11 protein-coding genes are annotated in these 18,432 nt (G+C 71.7%); 3 read left to right on the top strand and 8 right to left on the bottom strand.

The window, feature by feature from the left end:
• Window positions 1-43: 43 nt before the first annotated feature.
• Window positions 44-2,167 carry a DNA gyrase/topoisomerase IV subunit B gene (locus tag ACZ4SF_RS29950; RefSeq protein WP_468390324.1) on the bottom strand — a complete coding sequence of 708 codons (2,124 nt, stop codon included), beginning with the start codon at window positions 2,165-2,167 and terminating at the stop codon, window positions 44-46.
• Between the two features lie 442 nt (window positions 2,168-2,609).
• Here ACZ4SF_RS29950 and ACZ4SF_RS29945 point away from each other — a divergent pair, with 442 nt between their 5' ends.
• Window positions 2,610-2,840, top strand: a complete 231-nt coding sequence (locus ACZ4SF_RS29945) for a DUF7455 domain-containing protein (protein ID WP_030735014.1) — start codon at window positions 2,610-2,612, stop codon at window positions 2,838-2,840.
• Window positions 2,841-2,949: 109 nt separating this feature from the next.
• Here the strand turns inward: ACZ4SF_RS29945 and ACZ4SF_RS29940 are convergent, their stop codons facing one another.
• From ACZ4SF_RS29940 to ACZ4SF_RS29910, 7 genes are all read right to left on the bottom strand, one after another.
• Entirely contained in the window at window positions 2,950-3,810 is an 861-nt protein-coding gene (locus tag ACZ4SF_RS29940; RefSeq protein WP_468390321.1) for a S1 family peptidase, read from the bottom strand.
• A gap of 120 nt (window positions 3,811-3,930) precedes the next feature.
• Window positions 3,931-5,472: an RNA polymerase sigma factor gene (locus ACZ4SF_RS29935; protein WP_468390318.1), complete on the bottom strand. Its 1,542-nt coding sequence runs from the start codon at window positions 5,470-5,472 to the stop codon at window positions 3,931-3,933.
• A 440-nt stretch (window positions 5,473-5,912) separates the two neighbouring features.
• The gene (locus ACZ4SF_RS29930; protein WP_468390315.1) at window positions 5,913-6,800 is read right to left on the bottom strand and encodes a FadR/GntR family transcriptional regulator; all 888 of its coding nucleotides are present in this window, start codon (window positions 6,798-6,800) and stop codon (window positions 5,913-5,915) included.
• A 162-nt stretch (window positions 6,801-6,962) separates the two neighbouring features.
• On the bottom strand, window positions 6,963-9,641 hold the full coding sequence (locus ACZ4SF_RS29925; RefSeq protein WP_468390312.1) for an ABC transporter ATP-binding protein: 2,679 nt from the start codon (window positions 9,639-9,641) through the stop codon (window positions 6,963-6,965).
• A 153-nt stretch (window positions 9,642-9,794) separates the two neighbouring features.
• Complete coding sequence (locus ACZ4SF_RS29920; protein ID WP_468390309.1) at window positions 9,795-10,553, bottom strand: NUDIX hydrolase; 759 nt, start codon at window positions 10,551-10,553, stop codon at window positions 9,795-9,797.
• A gap of 176 nt (window positions 10,554-10,729) precedes the next feature.
• Window positions 10,730-12,640, bottom strand: coding sequence for a glycogen debranching N-terminal domain-containing protein (locus ACZ4SF_RS29915; protein ID WP_468390306.1), 1,911 nt, complete (start codon window positions 12,638-12,640; stop codon window positions 10,730-10,732).
• A 511-nt stretch (window positions 12,641-13,151) separates the two neighbouring features.
• Window positions 13,152-14,765, bottom strand: coding sequence for a DUF4192 domain-containing protein (locus tag ACZ4SF_RS29910; RefSeq protein ID WP_468390303.1), 1,614 nt, complete (start codon window positions 14,763-14,765; stop codon window positions 13,152-13,154).
• Window positions 14,766-14,906: 141 nt separating this feature from the next.
• On the opposite strand from ACZ4SF_RS29910, the gene ACZ4SF_RS29905 reads away from it, so the two are divergent.
• Both ACZ4SF_RS29905 and ACZ4SF_RS29900 read left to right on the top strand, forming a co-directional pair.
• Window positions 14,907-17,072 carry a RecQ family ATP-dependent DNA helicase gene (locus ACZ4SF_RS29905; RefSeq protein WP_468390301.1) on the top strand — a complete coding sequence of 722 codons (2,166 nt, stop codon included), beginning with the start codon at window positions 14,907-14,909 and terminating at the stop codon, window positions 17,070-17,072.
• A 267-nt stretch (window positions 17,073-17,339) separates the two neighbouring features.
• Window positions 17,340-17,960: a hypothetical protein gene (locus ACZ4SF_RS29900; protein WP_468390299.1), complete on the top strand. Its 621-nt coding sequence runs from the start codon at window positions 17,340-17,342 to the stop codon at window positions 17,958-17,960.
• Window positions 17,961-18,432: the final 472 nt, after the last annotated feature.

Raw genomic sequence — 18,432 nt, 5'->3', positions numbered from 1 at the left:
CCACCTGCGCGCCGACCCCATCGGCTGAAGCCCGGCGCAGCCGCTACGCGTCGATGCGCGACCGGTCCAGCGTCGCCGCCGAGCCGGAGATGAATTCCTTGCGGGGCGCCACGTCGTTGCCCATCAGCAGGTCGAAGACCTCCTCGGCGGCCTCCAGGTCGGAGAGGTTGATGCGGCGCAGGGTGCGGTGGCGCGGGTCCATCGTGGTCTCCGCCAGCTGGTCGGCGTCCATCTCGCCCAGACCCTTGTAGCGCTGGATGGAGTCCTTGTACCGGATGCCCTTGCTCTGGAATTCCATGAGCGTGTCGCGCAGCTCACGGTCCGAGTACGTGTAGACGTACTTGTCCTGGCCCTTCTTGGGCTGGATCAGCTCGATGCGGTGCAGCGGCGGCACCGCGGCGAAGACCCGGCCCGCCTCGACCATGGGACGCATGTAGCGCTGGAACAGCGTGAGCAGCAGACAGCGGATGTGGGAACCGTCCACATCGGCGTCGGTCATCATGATGATCTTGCCGTAGCGGGCCTGGTCGATGTCGAAGGTGCGGCCCGAGCCCGCTCCTATGACCTGGATGATCGCGCCGCACTCGGCATTCTTGAGCATGTCGGTCACCGACGACCGCTGCACATTGAGGATCTTGCCCCGGATCGGCAGCAGCGCCTGGAACTCGGAGTTCCGTGCCAGCTTGGCCGTACCCAGCGCGGAGTCGCCCTCGACGATGAACAGCTCGCTGCGGTCGACGTCGTCGCTGCGGCAGTCGGCGAGCTTCGCCGGCAGGGACGAGGACTCCAGGGCGGTCTTCCGGCGCTGGGCGTCCTTGTGCTGGCGGGCCGCGACACGGGTGCGGGCGGCTGCGACCACCTTCTCCATGACGACCCTGGCCTGCGCGGCGGCGTCACGCTTGGTGGAGGTCAGGAACGCCTTCAGTTCCTTCGCGACCACGTTGTTCACGATGCGGCGGGCCGCGGAGGTACCGAGCACCTCCTTGGTCTGGCCCTCGAACTGCGGCTCGGCCAGGCGCACGGTGACGACGGCCGTGAGGCCTTCGAGGGCGTCGTCCTTGACGATGTCGTCCTCGGCCACGCGGAGCAGCTTCTTGGCGCGCACCGTCTCGAGCAGCGTCTTGGTGACGGCCTGCTCGAATCCGGCCATGTGGGTGCCGCCCTTGGGGGTGGCGATGATGTTGACGAAGGACCGCAGGGTCGTGTCGTACCCCGTGCCCCAGCGCAGCGCGATGTCGACACCCAGCTCGCGGGTGACCTCGGTCGGCGTCATCTGGCCGTGCTCGTCCAGGACCGGGACGGTCTCCTTGAAGGTGCCCTTGCCCGAGAAGCGGAGGACGTCGCAGACCGCCTTGTCCTTCGCCAGGTACTCGCAGAACTCGCTGATGCCGCCGTCGAAGCGGAACGACTCCTCGCCCTTGCTGCCGCCCTCGCCGAGGCCGTACTCGTCGCGGACGACGATGGTCAGGCCGGGCACCAGGAAGGCGGTCTGCCGGGCGCGCTGGTGCAGGGTCTCCAGGGAGAGCCTCGCGTCCTTCAGGAAGATCTGCCGGTCGGCCCAGTAACGCACGCGCGTGCCGGTGCGCGTCTTCGGGATCTTCTTGGCCTTGCGCAGGCCGCTCCTGGCCTCGAACTTGGCATCGGCGCCGCTGGCGGCGAAGGCGCCGGGCACGCCGCGGCGGAAGCTGATGGCGTGGGTGTGGCCGCCGCGGTCCACCTCGACGTCGAGACGGGCGGAGAGGGCGTTGACCACGGAGGCGCCGACGCCGTGCAGACCACCGGAGGCGGCGTAGGAGCCGCCGCCGAACTTGCCGCCCGCGTGGAGCTTGGTCATGACGACCTCGACACCGGACAGGCCGGTCCTGGGCTCGACGTCCACGGGGATGCCGCGGCCGTTGTCACGCACTTCCACGGAGCCATCGTCGTGGAGGATGACCTCGATGTGGTCGCAGACGCCCGCGAGGGCCTCGTCCACGGAGTTGTCGATGATCTCCCACAGGCAGTGCATCAGACCGCGGCTGTCGGTCGAGCCGATGTACATGCCCGGGCGCTTGCGCACGGCCTCGAGGCCCTCGAGGACGAGCAGGTGCCGCGCGGTGTAGTTGGAACCGTCCCGGTCTGCTCCTGCCAGCAGCGCTGTGGACGGCACGGACGTATCGGCGGTCACGCGGTTCGCTCCTCGCTGAATTTCAGGTGGCCCCCCTTTGGGTAAGGGGGCGGCTTCGGTCGCCGCTCAGAGGGTACCGAGGCCTGGTAGAGCCGGTGTAACGCCACCCTCGTCGAGAACTCAGACTAGTCCAGGCTCGCATGCATGTTCGATCCCTCGTTGGAGTGAAGTACATATCACGTTCCCTTGGGGGCATGAACCATTTAGGCTCCGGGCACGTCCTCATGAACAACCGGCAACCCGGCCGGGAGGACCGAGACAAGCAAGACAGCGCGAACCCGTACGCATACAAGAGACGCACTACGGCACATTCGCCGCCAACCGGCAGCAAACAGCCGCCCCGGAAGAAATTTTTCGAGGAAAAGCCACGAGCGGGAACGTTTTCGGGCTGGTTGGATGTTGACCCTGGTACGACAGCTCGTCGAGCTAGAGAAGAGGCGACGTGACTACTGTTCTGACCCCCGCGAGCCCGTTGACGGCCGCCGATCGCTGCGACCGCTGCGGCGCCCAGGCATACCTGCGCGTCGTCCTGCTCAGCGGCGGAGAACTGCTCTTCTGCGCCCACCACGGTCGCAAGTTCGAGCCGGAACTCAAGAAGATCGCCGCTGAGATACAGGACGAGACGGAGCGGCTGACGTCCGTTCCGAACACCGCTTCCGAAGAAGAGCGCTGAATCTCGCACACCCGACGAGCCAGCCCCGGCACAGGCCGGTGAACGGGCGGCCTCTCCTCATCGGGAGAGACCGCCCGTGCTCATGCCTACCGCCCTGCCGCACCCGCGCTCAGGCGGGCGTGCCCGGCCGTCGCGCGGTTCTCGCAGCGGGCTCCAGAGGCCGCACGATCTCGGACACGCGCGTGTAGACGCCGGGGGTGCCCGGCCGCCCGCAGCCGCTCCCCCACGACACGAGCCCGATCAGCCGCCCTCCGGCCACGAGAGGCCCACCGCTGTCGCCCTGGCAGCTGTCCGGGCCGCCGGCGGCCTCTCCGGCGCACAGCATCGTGGCGGGCTGGTAGGCACCTTCCACGCCCCCGGGGTAGGCACGGGAACACAGGTCGTCGGGCTGCACGTGCACTCGTGCGGCGTACAGCCTGCGTGCATAGGCTCCCCCGCCGGTCGTGTCGCCCCAGCCCGACACGAGGGCCTGCGTGCCCGGTCTGTAGGCCGGGTCGCCCGCGCGCGCCATGGCGATGACCGCGCTTCGCGGCAGCGCGTCGGAGAGGGTGACGAACGCGAAGTCGCCGGAGTTGCTCATGGCCTCGTACTGGGGATTGACCTGGATGTCCCGTACGGCGATCTCGTCGCCCTCGGCCGACAGCAGGTCCGTGCGGCCCGTGATGACCCTGAGGTCGCGCACCCGGGCCGGTGGCACCCCGAGCGCGTCCTCCGTCAGACAGTGCGCCGCGGTGACGACCAAGGTCGGCGCGACCGCCACTCCGCCGCAGAACTGGCCCGCCCGCGTACCCCCGAACCGGTCACGGCTGGCCAGCGCCACCGTCCACGGAGCCTGCGAGACCTCTATCGGGAACCCGCCCACCACAACGCTGTCGGCCCTCCCCGGAGCCGCGCCCACCAGGGGTATGACAGCCACGGTGGCCGCCAGCGCCAGCGGCCTGACCAGTGCCCGGACAACGGAACGACGCATGCAGGCTCCTCACTCTGGGGATCCTCTGGGACACCCAGAGTCATCCACCGGCCCGCATCGCGCAGCACGAAGGCCCGGCCCCCCGAGGGGAACCGGGCCTTCGCCGTCGTACGACGCGACCTAGTCGAGGTAGTCGCGCAGCACCTGGGAACGCGACGGGTGACGCAGCTTCGACATGGTCTTGGACTCGATCTGGCGGATGCGCTCACGCGTGACGCCGTAGACCTTGCCGATCTCGTCGAGGGTCTTGGGCTGACCGTCGGTGAGACCGAACCGCATCGAGACGACGCCGGCCTCGCGCTCGGACAGGGTGTCCAGAACGGAGTGCAGCTGCTCCTGCAGGAGCGTGAAGCTGACGGCGTCCGCGGGGACGACGGCCTCGGAGTCCTCGATGAGGTCACCGAACTCGCTGTCGCCGTCCTCGCCCAACGGGGTGTGCAGCGAGATGGGCTCACGGCCGTACTTCTGGACCTCGATGACCTTCTCCGGGGTCATGTCGAGTTCCTTGGCCAGCTCCTCCGGGGTGGGCTCGCGGCCCAGGTCCTGGAGCATCTGGCGCTGCACGCGCGCGAGCTTGTTGATGACCTCGACCATGTGCACCGGGATACGGATGGTGCGGGCCTGGTCGGCCATGGCTCGGGTGATCGCCTGACGGATCCACCAAGTGGCGTACGTGGAGAACTTGTAGCCCTTGGTGTAGTCGAACTTCTCGACCGCGCGGATCAGACCGAGGTTGCCCTCCTGGATGAGGTCCAGGAAGAGCATGCCGCGGCCGGTGTAGCGCTTGGCCAGGGAGACCACCAGACGGAGGTTGGCCTCCAGGAGGTGGTTCTTGGCACGGCGGCCGTCCTCGGCGATGATCTCCAGCTCGCGCTTGAGCTTCGGGGCGAGCTTGTCGGAGTTCGCCAGCTTGTCCTCGGCGAACAGGCCCGCCTCGATGCGCTTGGCCAGCTCGACCTCCTGCTCGGCGTTGAGCAGGGGAACCTTGCCGATCTGCTTCAGGTAGTCCTTGACCGGGTCGGCGGTGGCGCCGGCCGCGGCGACCTGCTGCGCGGGCGCGTCGTCCTCGTCCTCGTCGGACAGGACGAAGCCGGCGCTCTCGGTACCCTCAGGCTCGTCGGCGACCTTGGCGTCCTCGAGAACCTCGTCCTCGAGAATCTCGGCGTCGTCCTTCTTGGCCGTGGCCTTCTTGGCTGCCGCCTTCTTGGCGACGGTCTTCTTGGCGGCCGTCTTCTTGGCGGTCGTCTTCTTGGCGACGGCCTTCTTGGCGGGTGCTTCTTCCTCGGCGGGATCGGCGGCTGCCGGAGCGACGGGCGCCGCCGGGGCGGCCGTGCCCGCGGTGGCCTTCCTGGTGGTCACCGTCTTCGCCGCGACCGTCTTGGTGGCGGTGCGCTTGGCCGGGCTCTTCGCTGCGACGCTCTTGCGGGTGCGCTTGGGCTCTGCGGCACTGACCATCAGCGTCACACCCTCTTCCTCAAGAATCTGGTTGAGGCTGCGCAGTACGTTCTTCCACTGAGTGGCCGGAATCTGGTCAGCTTCGAAGGCCCGACGCACATCGTCGCCGGCGATCTGCCCCTCAGCCTTTCCCCGCTCAATGAGCGCCATGACAGAGACGGACTCGGCGATCTCCGGCGGGAGCGTACGGGATGTGCTGGCCGACACGAACAACCTCTCGGAACGTTGGAAAACGGCTTCCGGCACCGTCCACTGCGGACAGGAGCCGACCACCGGCCTGGGGATGGGCCGACGGAGCGGGCGGGGGCCGGGAAGATGCACAGCGCCTTGCATGGCGTCCGTATTCCCTCCGCGGCTGTCACCTCTTAGGTCATCGCGCTGCTCCCACGAGCGTTACGCCCAATCTGCGTGGCCCGAGTCACACCCCATAAGTGGTCAGAAGTGATCAGATGTTCGCAAATAGGATCATCCGGGGTGGCCGACCCGGACGCACCGGGGGTTACGGCGGTCCGACGCACCGCCGGACCCTGCCGGACCCCCGAAGGTCCGGCAGGGTCCGGCGGCGGCCGGTACCCGGCAGGCCCGGCGCTGCCACGAGCACCAGATGGACGCCGCACACCGGCGACCGCACCGCGTCGGTCGCGGGGTCAGTGCTCACGCGGGGCGGGGACCACGCGCTCCACCTCGGGGTGGACCGTGAGCAGCTGACGCATGGCCGTTTCCGCCGCCGTGCCGTCGCCGGTGCCGAGCGCGTCGACGATCCGCGCGTGCTGGGCCAGGGACGCCTCGTTCGGCCGGTCACAGCCGGTCACCGGCCCGCCGGACACCTGGAGAGCGGCCGAGACGATGCCTGAGAGGTGTTCGAGCATGCGGTTACCCGCGATCTGGATGAGCAGCGCGTGGAACTCGGTGTCGGCGCGCGAGTAGGTGAGCGCGTCGCCCTGCGCCATGGCATGGCTCATGATCTCGACCATGTCGCACAGGCGCTGCTGCACCTCCTCGCGCCCGTGCCCGGCCGCCAGCCGGGCGGCGAGCGGCTCGATCGTCCAGCGCAGCTCGCTGAGCTCCCGGCGCTGGTCGTCGCGCTGGGGCCCGAAGGCCCGCCACTCGATGATGTCCGGGTCCAGGAGGTTCCAGTCGCTGACGGGACGCACGCGCGTGCCGACGTTCGGGCGGGCGCTGACCAGGCCCTTGGCCTCGAGGACGCGGAGGGACTCGCGGACGACGGTGCGGGACACCTCGAAACGCTGGCCGATCTCCTCGGGCACCAGCGGGCGGTCCGCGCCCAGGTCGCCGGAGACGATCATCTGACCCAGCTGCTGGACGAGTTGGCCGTGCAGTCCGCGTCCGCGGCTGCCCGCGGCCCGGCGGCCGACGCGGCCCAGCTCGGGGTCCCCGCCGTCCCAGGCGGGCGCGCCGACGCGGTCGGCCACCGGGGCCTCGGCGTAGGGGTAGCGGTCTAGTTCGCCCGGGCCGGCAAGACCTGAGTCTGCGGAGCGGGCGGCGGTCATCATGGTGTGCGCAAGGGTACTCACGGATCCTTTGTCGGCGTCGTCTCCAACTCCCTTGAGGTCTTTGGTGAAAAGCACACGAAAGGGTGATCGCTCACCCCGTCGCAATTGACGCCTTATCGGAAAGAAATGGGCTCGGTGCGAGGAGTTGTGCGCACAGCAGGACCGGAAGCGTACGTGTGGTGGTCATCGGCATCTGGTCCGCAGCGTCGTGAGCAGGTACGCGCACAGCAGTGCCACGAGCGACAACGCCAAGGCGCCGCCCACGGGTTGTGCGAGGATCCGCACGGCTGCGAGCAGATACCGGTCCCCTCCGAAGGGCCATTGGACCGGGAAGACCTCACGCATCCGCACCGGGAAGTCGGCCGCCATCCGCACGGCCGGGCCCTGCAGCGCCTTGTGCACGACGGGGACGACGAGGACGGGCACGGCGAGGACGGCGGCCAGACCGGCTGTCGTGGACCGGAACACGCCGGCCGCCAGCACACCGGCCCAGGCGCACCCGACGACCAGTCCGAACCAACCCGCGGTCAGCGAGAGCCAGTCCGCGGGAACTTGCGTGAGCTCCCGTCCGTAGACGATGTAGAGCACTTCGGCGTCGCAGCCCACGGTGAGGAAGGCGAGCATCACCGCGGTGGCTCCGGAGACGAGCAGTTTCGCGGTGAGCAGCCCCAGCCTGCGGGGCACGGTGCCGCGATCCGCCGCCAGGGCGGGGTGGCGGAACTCGTCCCCGAAAGCCAGCGCACCGAGCAACCCGGCGGCAAGGGCCGCCGGCGGCAGCGGCAGCTCCCGCGGCCAGGCCGCGAACAGCCGTGCCTGCGGGGTGTGACCGATCCGGGCCAGCAGTACGGCGGCGAGCGCGGACACGAGGAGTACGGCACCGCACGTGAGGAACCCGGTGCCGATTCCGGTGGCGCGCCGGATCTCGTAGCGGAGGGGACGGAGGGGGCTGCGGGCGGGGCGGACGGAGATGGGGGGCGGGAGCGGGGGGAGGGCAGCGACAGCGCGGGCATCGTCCGTGCGGGCGGTGCGGCCGGCCTGTGGCTGCCCGGCGCCCGGGGTCCTGGCCCCGGGGAGGCGGGTGCGGGTAGCGGCGAGAGTTCGGGTGCTGCCGGTCTGCGGTCCGGATGCCGTCGCGAAACCGCCGGGACCGTCGTCCGGCATGGTCGTCGGGTCGGCGGCTCGCACCGGCACCTCGCCGGGAGCATCACCGGTCCCGTCGCTGTCATCGGCTTCGGCAACTGCGTGCGCCGTCCGGCCGGCCGGCGAGACCGCGCCCGGTGACGCACTCGCGGCTGGAACGTCGGAGGGGAGTTCCGTACGCTCCCACGCGGGTGGCCGGCCAAGGGGTTCGGCGAGTCCGCGCCGCTCGCGGTCGGCGGCGAGCGCCCAGTCGGGCAGCGAAACACCGGCAGGCTTCCACCCTTCCTCGGCCGAGGGGTGGCCGGCAGCGGGCCCGTCCCCTTCCGATGACGACGGATCGGCCGCCGTGTGCTCCCCCTGTCCGTACGGGCGGTCGGAGGCCGCGGTGCCGTGGTCCGACAGCCAGGGCCCCGGCGCCGGAGCGGCCTGCTCCGGACCGGACCGGTCCAGGGCCGCCATGCGGCCTGCCGCGGCCGTCAGATCGAGCGCTGCGGTGTCCGGCTCCCTCACCGGTCCCGCGGTACCGGCCTCGCCGGCCGGCACGTCAGGCCCGGCGGCTTCCGGCTGCACAGCGCTCTGCGGTGCTGTCGGCGACTCGTCCTCGGCCCGGTCCGGGTCCGACGGTGAGCTGCCACGCGCGGCGGTAGCGGACTGCAGTGCCGCGAAGCCGGATCCGGCGCCTGCACCACCTGCCTTCGAACGGTCGGTCCCGCTTTGCTCCCGTCCCGGCTGCGCATGGGTCTGTGCCACGCCGGTCCGCTCCGCCGGCGGTGCGTCCGGTGCGGCCTGCCGGGGCTCGGCGACGGACTTTCCGTCATCAGCCCCGGCTCCGGCACCCGGCCCCATGTCGCCCACCTCGTCGGCGAGTTGGTGGACGAGGATGCCGTTGCGGAACGCGATCTCACCGACATCGGCGGTCGTACTGCCGTACACCGAAAGTCGGTTGCCGCCCTCGCGCACGACTTCGACGGAGCGGCGGGCGGTCCGGGCGTCTTTGCTGAGCAGGGCCGCGAGGCGGGCGGCGTGGGGGCTGCGGACGGCCACGCGCGGGCGCAGCCGGGTGCGGGCGAACTCCCGGCCCTCCTGGTCGGCGACGAGTCTGCCGCCGTCGAGGGTGACGACCCTGTCCGCGGTGCGCGCGGCCTCTTTCGGGTCGGCCGTGGTGAAGAGCACCGTGCCGCCCTGGGTGGCATGAGCCCGCAGCATGCCGTGCAGCCACTGCGCCTCCCGGGCGGAGAGGCCGTCCGTGGGTTCGTCCAGGACGAGCGTGTGCGGGTCGGGCAGCAGGGCACAGGCCAGACCGAGTCTGCGGTCCATGCCGCGTGACAGCGTGCCGAGGCGCTCCTCACGGAGGCTGACGAGGCCGACCACTTCAAGGACCTCGTCCGCTCGCCGGGCGGGAACTCCCGCGGCCGCGCAGAGCATGCGCAGATGGCCGCGGACCGTGCGGGCCGGGTGGCCCGGTACGTCACCGAGGAGTACGCCGACTTCGCGGGACGGGTGGGCGATCCGGTGGAGGGGACGCCCCCTGAAGTAGGTGATGCCGCGCCCTTGTTGGAGTTCGAGCATCAGCTTGAGCGCCGTCGTCTTGCCCGCACCGGCGCCGCCGAGCAGCGCAGTGACGTGCCCGGCGCTCGCCTCGAAGGAAATGTCGTCGACAGCGGGCGGTTGCGCCTTGCGGGAGTTGCTGGTCAGTCCGAAGGCCTGGATCACCTGCAGCAAGATAGCGCGACATGTCCGGTTTTCCGGGTATAAGGCGCTTTGCCGTCTGATGCCGCGTCAACTAAGTCCGCTGATGTACGCCGTTCGATGGAGTCGCGACGCAACCAGGCCGTCCCGTGTGCCGGTCGCACCGGGGCTGCCGCCCCGCGTGTCTCACACTTCCGGGCGCAGCATCGGCGGGTTGAGCAGAGTGGCACCACCGGCCCGGAAGAGCTGGGCCGGCCTGCCGCCCTGACGTGTGGTCGTGCCTCCCGTGGGGACCAGGAATCCGGGAGTCCCGGTGACCTTGCGGTGGAAGTTGCGCGGGTCCAGGGCCACGCCCCACACCGCCTCGTACACCCTGCGCAGCTCTCCGACGGTGAACTCGGGCGGACAGAACGCGGTGGCCAGCGACGAGTACTCGATCTTGGAGCGGGCCCGCTCCACTCCGTCGGCGAGGATCCGGGCATGGTCGAAGGCGAGCGGCGCCACGGGCTCGCCTTCGCGGCCGTACCCGCCTTGCTGGAGCAGCTCCTCCACCGGTGCCCAGCGTGCGTTGCTCGCGTCGCCGCCGGCGCGCGGGGCGGGCAGGTCGGGTGCGAGCGCTAGATGCGCGACGCTGACCACCCGCATGCGCGGATCCCGTTCCGGGTCTCCGTAGGTGGCGAGCTGCTCGAGGTGGGCTCCGTTGTCCTGAGCCGGGGCCGAGGGATCGTGGGCACACAGCCCGGTCTCCTCGGCCAGCTCGCGCGCCGCCGCCTGGGACAGGTCCTCGTCGTCCCGTACGAAGCCACCGGGCAGCGCCCACCGTCCCTGGAAAGGGGGCTCGCCCCTGCGTACCGCCAGCGCGCACAGGGCATGGCGGCGCACGGTCAGCACGACCAGGTCCACGGTGACGGCGAAGGGCGGAAAGGCCGACGGGTCGTAGGGCATGCCGCGATCATAGTCGTCTTCCTGACGATAAACACTCCCTTCGTCGGCGGCACCGGCGGTGGTTCCACTTCGTTCCGGTATAGGTCGCGCAGACGGCTCCCCTCCGTCGATCCGGTTGCGTCCTACCAGGTCACGGTCCTCATCCGGGATCCCACCCATGCGCCCCTGCCGAGGACTCACGCTCCCAGTTGCAGGCCGTCCGCCGCCTCCTCCACCATGGCGAGCCCCAGTCGGCTGATCCGTACGGCGAAGGGCGCACCCGCGATGCGCAGCCCGGTGAGACCCAGTTCTCCGAGCGGAGCGCTTCGCACGGGGCGGAGGGTGACCGTGCGCGCGGGGGCATCGGGGCGGATGCCCGCGACAGCGGTGAGCATGAGGACCACGGCGGCTGCGGCAGTGGCCGCGGGGCGGCAGGCCGCGGGATGCGGGAGCGGCGCGCTGCCGGCGGAGCGCTGCTCCCCGGCGAACATCTCGGGGAGCCTGTGACCGAAGTGTTCCGCCGCTTCCAGCAGCCCTCTCAACAGGCCAACGGCCTCCTTCTCGTACCCGGCCGCCGCCAGTGCGCCGACGGCGAGCGCGGTCTCCTGGACCCGCACGGATCCGGTCCGGTGACCGAACGGGTTGTGTCCCGCCTCCTTGGTCCCGAGACCGCGCAGTCCCCAGCCCGCGTCCATGGCGGGGGTACCGAGCAGCCGGGCGAGCTGTTCGGTGTGCACCTTGTCGAGCAGGCCCGGGGCGAGCCGGCCGGCGCCGAGCAGGCCGGTGTCGAGAAGGTGGACCGCGGCGGCGGTCAGGTGGGGCACGGGCCGACCGTCCGGTGCAAGGGCCGCGGCGGGGCGTCCACCACCACGATCCTCGATCCAGAAGTCGGTCCGGAAGGCGGTCCGCAGGGTCTGGGCCCACTGGCGCAGTTCCGTGGCGCCCGGTCTGTCGTAGGCGTCGAGGAGGTCGGCGCCGAGCAGCGCCGCGCGATGCGCATGGGCCTGTGTCTCGCAGCGGGCCGGGCCGGTGGGGTGCGGGTCGGGGAGGTAGGTGCCGTCGCCGACGGCGGTCCGTAGCCAGGCCAGGCAGCGTTCCGCCGCTGGCAGCAGTTCCTCCGTGTCCTGCTCGGGCAGTCCCCAGCGACGGGCCTCGGCGAGCAGCACGGGGAAGAGCAGGGTGGCCTCCGTTCCTGTGCAGCTCGGCGGCAGGTGCGGACCGGCGTCGCGTCGAGGGCCCGGGATCATCCCGGCCCGGGTACCGGGGCCCGGGAGCTGGGTGCGGGCCAGGGTGCGCAGCGTGCCTGCGGCGATCCGGGTGCCGAGCGGCAGTGCCATGCGGGCGGCGGCGAGTGCCTCGGCCGGAGCCAATCCGCAGCGCCAGGGGGCGCCCGCCGCCAGATAGGTGTCGGAGGGGTGTGCAGGGTCGCGCAGGAGCAGCGCCTGGAGGTCGGCGACGGCCGCGTGCAGCAGGGCGCTCACCCGAGGGTCGTCGCCTGCCGCCCGTGCGGGGGCGAAAGGGCTGCCGACGGTGTGACCTGCGGCACGCAGCGGCCCTGCGCCTTCCAGGCTGACCCTCAATTCGACGGCTGCCGTCCCGCCCGGCGCCAGTTCCAGCTCCCAGCGCAGCAGGCCGGCGGACGCGAGGGCGTCCGAGGGCGGGGGGTCAGCAGTGACACTGGCGGCTGCGCCGGCTGTCGCCCAGCGCAGCCCCGAGTCGTGGACACTCGCCTGGAGTTCGGGACCGGCCGCACCGGAGGCGATGGCGCCGAGCTCCGCCAGGTCGGTACCGAGGGCGATCTCGACGGGCAGGCGGAGCGGACGCAGGGCGGCGTTGCGAAGGGTGATCCGTTCGCTGCCGTCTGCGTGGCGCGTCCGTTCGACGACGACGTCGGGATCGGGACCCGCCACCGGGGAAGCGCGCACCGTCCCCACGAAGCGGGCGCTGTCGGCTCCGGTCATCCGGGCCTGCACCGGCAGCGGTTCACGACCGGCCACGCGGACCTGGCACCGCGACAGCAGACGCCTGCCGCCTCGGTAGAACCCGTCCAGTCCCGTGCCTGCCAGCTGTCCCAGCTCGCCGGAGATGGCGAGGCCGGGCAGGGCCACGCAGATCAGCGCGTTGTGCGTGGCCGGCAGTTCGGGCGCCGGGCGGTTGCCCGGGGCCGGGCGCCGGGCCGACGGGTCCGGGCGCCCACGCGGTGGGGCTCCGGCGGGTCGGCGGGGCCGGTCGGGGACAGGGGGCGGTGAACTGTCGGGGACGACCGCGGAGGGTGAACGGGGGGCCGGTGAGGGCGCCAGGGGCCGGTCGGTGGCCCCCGGTGCGACGGTGCCGGCGCCAGCCGTCGGGGACGGCTCGCGCACGTCCGGGGGCGGATGTTCGCCGGCGGTGGGCGGAGTCGGCTGCTGGTGCATGGGGTCGCTTTTTCTGGTCTCGGTGCGCCTCGGGGGTGCTGGGCGGTCAATCGGTCGCCCCTGGGGACAAGGTGGGGGCGGCGGCACGGTCCGTCCAGGCGTTCCGCCACTCAGGTGAACGGAGGCGGACTCCTCCGGGTCACGGCTCGTCGCGACGAAGCCGACCGAATGGCGGCGTACCGGTGGGCCGCAGATCCGCCGGTGCTCATCCGTCGCTCTCAGGGTGATGACGTCCGCTCTCCGGCTGAGCACCACTCGTCGTGGCGTCACCCGCGTCCGCCGTCCGCGTGCGCCTTGCGCCCGGGTTACGGGTGCCGTGACGGCCGGGCTCGGCAGCCGACGATCGCGGACGGGAGTCGGCGGGCCGGCGTCGGCCGCCCGTGAGCCGCGCGGGATTGCGGCTGTCATCGCCGGCCGCAGATCGCGCACGGCGACGATGCGTGCCTGTCCGTGTGCCGGGCCCGGTCCCCTCGTCACCGTCCGCCGCTTCGCCTGCTCCGGGACCGCGGACCGCGGTCCGGGGCGACTCGGCGCGTGGGGTTCGCGGGGCTCGCCGTGCTCGCTCCGCCACCTCCACCGCGTCCACGGCATCCGTCGCACACGCCGTACGCTCTGCATCCGCCGTGTCGGGCGAGGCCTGTCCGGCAGTCTCCGCGCGCAGGCAGCGGCGGATCGCTTCGGGGTCGAGTCCTTCGTTGCAGGCCTGGTGCAGCAGTCGGGCGAAGAGGTAGTCGGGATCCGCGCCCAGCGCCATGGCCAGGGCCTCCCTCGCCTCCAACTCGTCGCCCGAGGACCAGGCGACCCAGCCGGCGAGGGTCAGCGGGGCGGCGGCGTGCTCGCCGTAAGGGCCGACGCAGCGGCGTGCCAGGGCTCGCCACAGCCGGAGAGCCGGGCCTGCCTCGTCGCCCTCCATCCAGGCGGCGGCGCGGTCGCGGGTCGTACGGTCCTGGAGCCCGAGGATCAGCGTCGCCGCCTCGTCGTCCCCGAGGAGGTCGTCGTCGCGTACGTCCGCCGGATGCGTTCCGGAGACCGGTGCGGCCTCGGCGAAGCGGCGGATGATCCGGTCGGCCAGGTCCAGGGTCTCGCGGGCCACCTCCTGGCGGGCCGTCTCGTCCAGGATGCGGGGCACCAGGCTCATACCGGCCGCGTCCAGGGCGATCTCCTGTCCCAGCGCCGCGCTCGTCTCCCAGGGCTGCAGCCTGGCGCGCAACTCCCTGAGCGTGCCGCGTACCTGGATGCCGGCATAGGTGGCGGCTGCGGCCAGCACGGAGGTGCCGGGAAGGCCCATGGGCGAGCCTTCCTCGGGGCAGCAGCCCGCGACCGGGCAGCAGTACGACCAGAAGCGGCCGTCCGAGATGCAGAGGGCCTCGATGACCGGCACGTCGAGGTTGCCGCACTCGGTGCGCATCACGTGGGCCAGCCCTTCGAGCCGTCGTTTGACGTCCCGGCCGCTCTCCCCCGGGCCTGGTTCCTGACAGACGTAGGCCACCATCCGCTCGGGCCGGGTGCCGCGCCGCTCGCTGCCGGTGACGAGCCCGCGAGCAAGCTGCCGTGCGGCGGCCTCCCAGTCCTCCTCGCTCGCGGGGATGCCGAGCCGGGCCCGGCCGCCGAACCTGCCGCGCCCGCCGCGGTCGTGGAGGGCGACCAGCACCATGCTGTCCTCCGGGCGGTACCCGAGCAGGTAGGGCAGGGCGTCGGCCAGCTCGGCCGGAGTGCGCAGGGTGACCTGCGCGGCGTGTTCGGCCGGTACGGTCGAAGGCTCCGATCCCGAGATGTCGCTGTTTTCGAAGGGTCCGGCGGTTTCGCTGTGATTCGTCATGCGCCGACGATCTCGCGGATCCTGAGATTCCGGTTGAGCCTGTGGATAAGTCGAATCAGGGACACGACAACGCCGTCGTGTTGTCCACAGCCGCGGACCTGGGCCGCCCGCTTGTCGGTCCCGTCCTGTTGTATGGAACGCATGGAGCACATGAGCAACGCGGATCTCCGGGCACAGGCCGATGCCGTCCTCGCCCGGCTCGTCGGGGATGCCACGGGCGCGGCCCGGCTGCGCGAGGACCAGTGGCGGGCGATCGAGGCACTGGTGGCCGACCGGCGCCGGGCCCTGGTCGTGCAGCGCACGGGCTGGGGCAAATCCGCGGTGTACTTCGTGGCGACCTCGCTGCTGCGGTCCAGAGGAAGCGGGCCCACGGTGATCGTCTCGCCGCTGCTGGCGCTCATGCGTAACCAGGTGGAGGCCGCGGCCCGGGCAGGCATCCATGCCCGGACCATCAACTCGGCCAACACCGAGGAGTGGGAGACCGTCCAGGCCGAGATCGCGGCGGGCGATGTCGACGTGTTGCTCGTCTCGCCGGAACGGCTGAACAACCCAGACTTCCGTGATCAGGTCCTGCCGAAACTGTCCGCGGCCACCGGCCTGCTGGTCGTGGACGAAGCCCACTGCATCTCCGACTGGGGCCACGACTTCCGCCCCGACTACCGCCGGCTGCGCACCATGCTCGCCGACCTTCCGCCCGGCGTCCCCGTGCTGGCCACCACGGCCACGGCCAACGCGCGGGTGACCGCGGACGTCGCCGAGCAGCTGGGCACGGGCGGTGCGTCGGACGCGCTGGTGCTGCGCGGGCCACTGGACCGGGAGAGTCTGAGCCTCGGAGTGCTGCAGCTGCCGGATGCGGCGCATCGGATGGCCTGGCTCGCCGATCATCTGGACGACCTGCCGGGCTCCGGCATCGTCTACACGCTCACCGTCGCCGCGGCCGAGGAGGTCACCGCCTTCCTGCGGCAGCGAGGGCACGCCGTCGCCTCGTACACGGGCAAGACGGAGAACGCCGAACGGCAGCAGGCCGAGGACGACCTGCTCGCCAACCGTGTCAAGGCCCTGATCGCGACCTCGGCTCTCGGTATGGGCTTCGACAAGCCCGACCTCGGTTTCGTGGTCCATCTCGGCTCGCCTTCCTCCCCCATCGCCTACTACCAGCAGGTCGGCCGGGCCGGCCGCGGGGTCGAGCACGCGGAGGTCCTGCTGCTGCCCGGCAGGGAGGACGAGGCGATCTGGCAGTACTTCGCGTCGCTGGCCTTCCCCTCCGAGGACCTGGTCCGGCGCACGCTGGACGTTCTCGCCCGGGCCGACCGGCCCCTGTCGCTGCCCGCCCTGGAACCCCTGGTCGAGCTGCGCCGCTCACGTCTGGAGACCATGCTCAAGGTGCTCGACGTCGACGGAGCGGTGCACCGCGTCAAGGGCGGCTGGATCGCGACCGGGCGGCCATGGTCGTACGACGCCGAGCGCTACGACTGGGTCGCCCGGCAGCGCACGGCCGAGCAGCAGGCGATGCGCGCGTACGCGGCCACCACCGAGTGCCGCATGGAGTTCCTGCAGCGCCAGCTGGACGACGAGGGCGCCAAGCCCTGTGGCCGCTGCGACAACTGTGCGGGACCACGCTTCACCGCCGACCTGTCCACGACGGCGCTGGACGCCGCGCAGAGCGACCTGGGCCGTGCAGGGGTGGAGGTGGAGCCCCGTCGCATGTGGCCGACCGGTCTCCCGGCCATCGGCATCGACCTCAAGGGCCGTATCCCGGCCGGTGAACAGGCCTCGCCGGGGCGTGCGCTGGGACGCCTCTCCGACATCGGCTGGGGCAACCGGCTGCGTCCGCTGCTCGCTGCCAAGACGCCGGACGAGGCCGTGCCGGACGACGTGGCGCGAGCCGTGGTCGGCGTACTGGCCGACTGGGCCAGAGGCCCCGGCGGCTGGGCGTCCGGCGCGGCCGACGCCCAGCCCCGGCCGGTGGGCGTGGTCACCGTCGCCTCACGCAGCCGCCCCCGGCTGATCGAGTCCCTGGGCGCCCGGATCGCGGAAGTCGGCAGACTCCCCCTGCTCGGCTCCGTGGAGTACACCGGGGATGCGCCCCGGGTGTCGCGCAGCAACAGTGCGCAGCGGCTGAAGGCCCTCGACGGGACGTTGACGGTGCCGGCCGCACTTGCGTCGGCACTTGCCGAGGCGCAGGGTCCCGTTCTGCTGGTCGACGACTTCACGGAGACGGGCTGGACGCTGGCGGTCGCGGCACGCCTGCTCAGAAAGTCCGGGGCGCAGGCGGTGTTGCCGCTGGTCCTCGCCGTCCAGGGCTGATCGGGCAGCAGCCGCCGGCGGTGCCATGGGCCGCGTCCGGATGCCCGAGGCATCGGCAGTCGGACCCTTGGGTAAGGATATAAGCCACGCACCACCAGATAACCGTCGGTGGCCCCAATTGCTCGTTGCCGCATCCAAGTTCGACAGGAAGAATTGAGGTCCGCTCCCCGCACGGTTCGTCCGTGATCCGGTTGGGCTCCGCTGCGGTGCGCGCTCCCCCGAATCCGACCTCGCCCGCAGTGTGGGCGCGTAGCCGAAGGGAGGAACGTGACCTTCGGATTCGCCTCGTCCTCGGCGGCCTCGTTGTCGACTTCCGCGTCCGCCGCTTCCGCCAGCCGCCTGCTCGAGCCGGCGGAGTGGGCTGCCGCCGGAATCCCGCTGCTGCGCAACCCGCGTGAGGTCGTCAGTGGGCTGCATGCCCGCCATCACCCGAAGCCGTCCACGGCGATCGTGGCGGTGCTCGATCCTGACGAGCGGCTGCGGGCCAGCGCCTCGTTCACGCGCCGCCCGGCTCCGGCCGACGGCTGGATGTTGCGCAACGCGCTGCTCGCCCAGCTGCGTCGGGTGATCCCGCACGACCTGCGCCGCCGCACCCCGGCGCGTACGGCCGTACTGCTCTACTGCCGTGAGGGCGACGCCCCTTGGACCGAGGAGGACGGGGCGTGGATGTGGGGGCTGCGCGACGCCTGCACGCTGCACGGGCTGCGCTGCGGCGCGTACATCACGCTGACGCATGACGGCTGGCAGGTGCTCGGCGAGGGACGCGGCGGACGTCACCCGAACGCCCACTCGGCGCCGGAGCCCTTCGACACCTCGGAGGCCCCGCCGCTCGTGCCCCGCACCGGAGGACCCGTCTCCGAGGTCCTGCGCCGCGCGGCGGCCCGCTGAAGGACCTGGCCCAGCGGTACGACACGGCTCGGTGCCGCCGGTACGACTCGGGCTCGGTGCCACTGCACACGGCGCGGGCTCGGCGCCGCAGGTACGACGACGGCAGGTGTCTCCGGGCACCGGCGAGCAGCGGAACCGCCGGTGGCGTGACCGGGACGGGGCGGGCGGGCACACACCGCCAGCGCCGACCGGCACGCGCGGCTCGTGCGCCATGCTCCGCGGGTATGGAGGCCCAGACCCCGACGCGCCACGGTGAAACAGCCCAGCAGCCCTCTTGCCTGCGGCCCGGTCATGCGCCATCGCAGCGGCCGGGACCAGGCCCGCCAGGGGCCCCTGATGCTTCCCTGAAGGCCTCCGGCACTCCACCGGGCTCTCCGACCGAGTCCCAAGGGAGCGGCACGGCCGTCGTCCGTCATCCGGGCACGCCAAAAGCCGCACCGTGCGGATCCCGCCGGAGCGGCTTGCTCGACAC

This window comes from Streptomyces sp. NPDC027663 (genome assembly GCF_055566415.1).
Note: the sequence above shows the minus strand (reverse complement) of the source record. Positions and strands in the feature narration are given on the sequence as shown.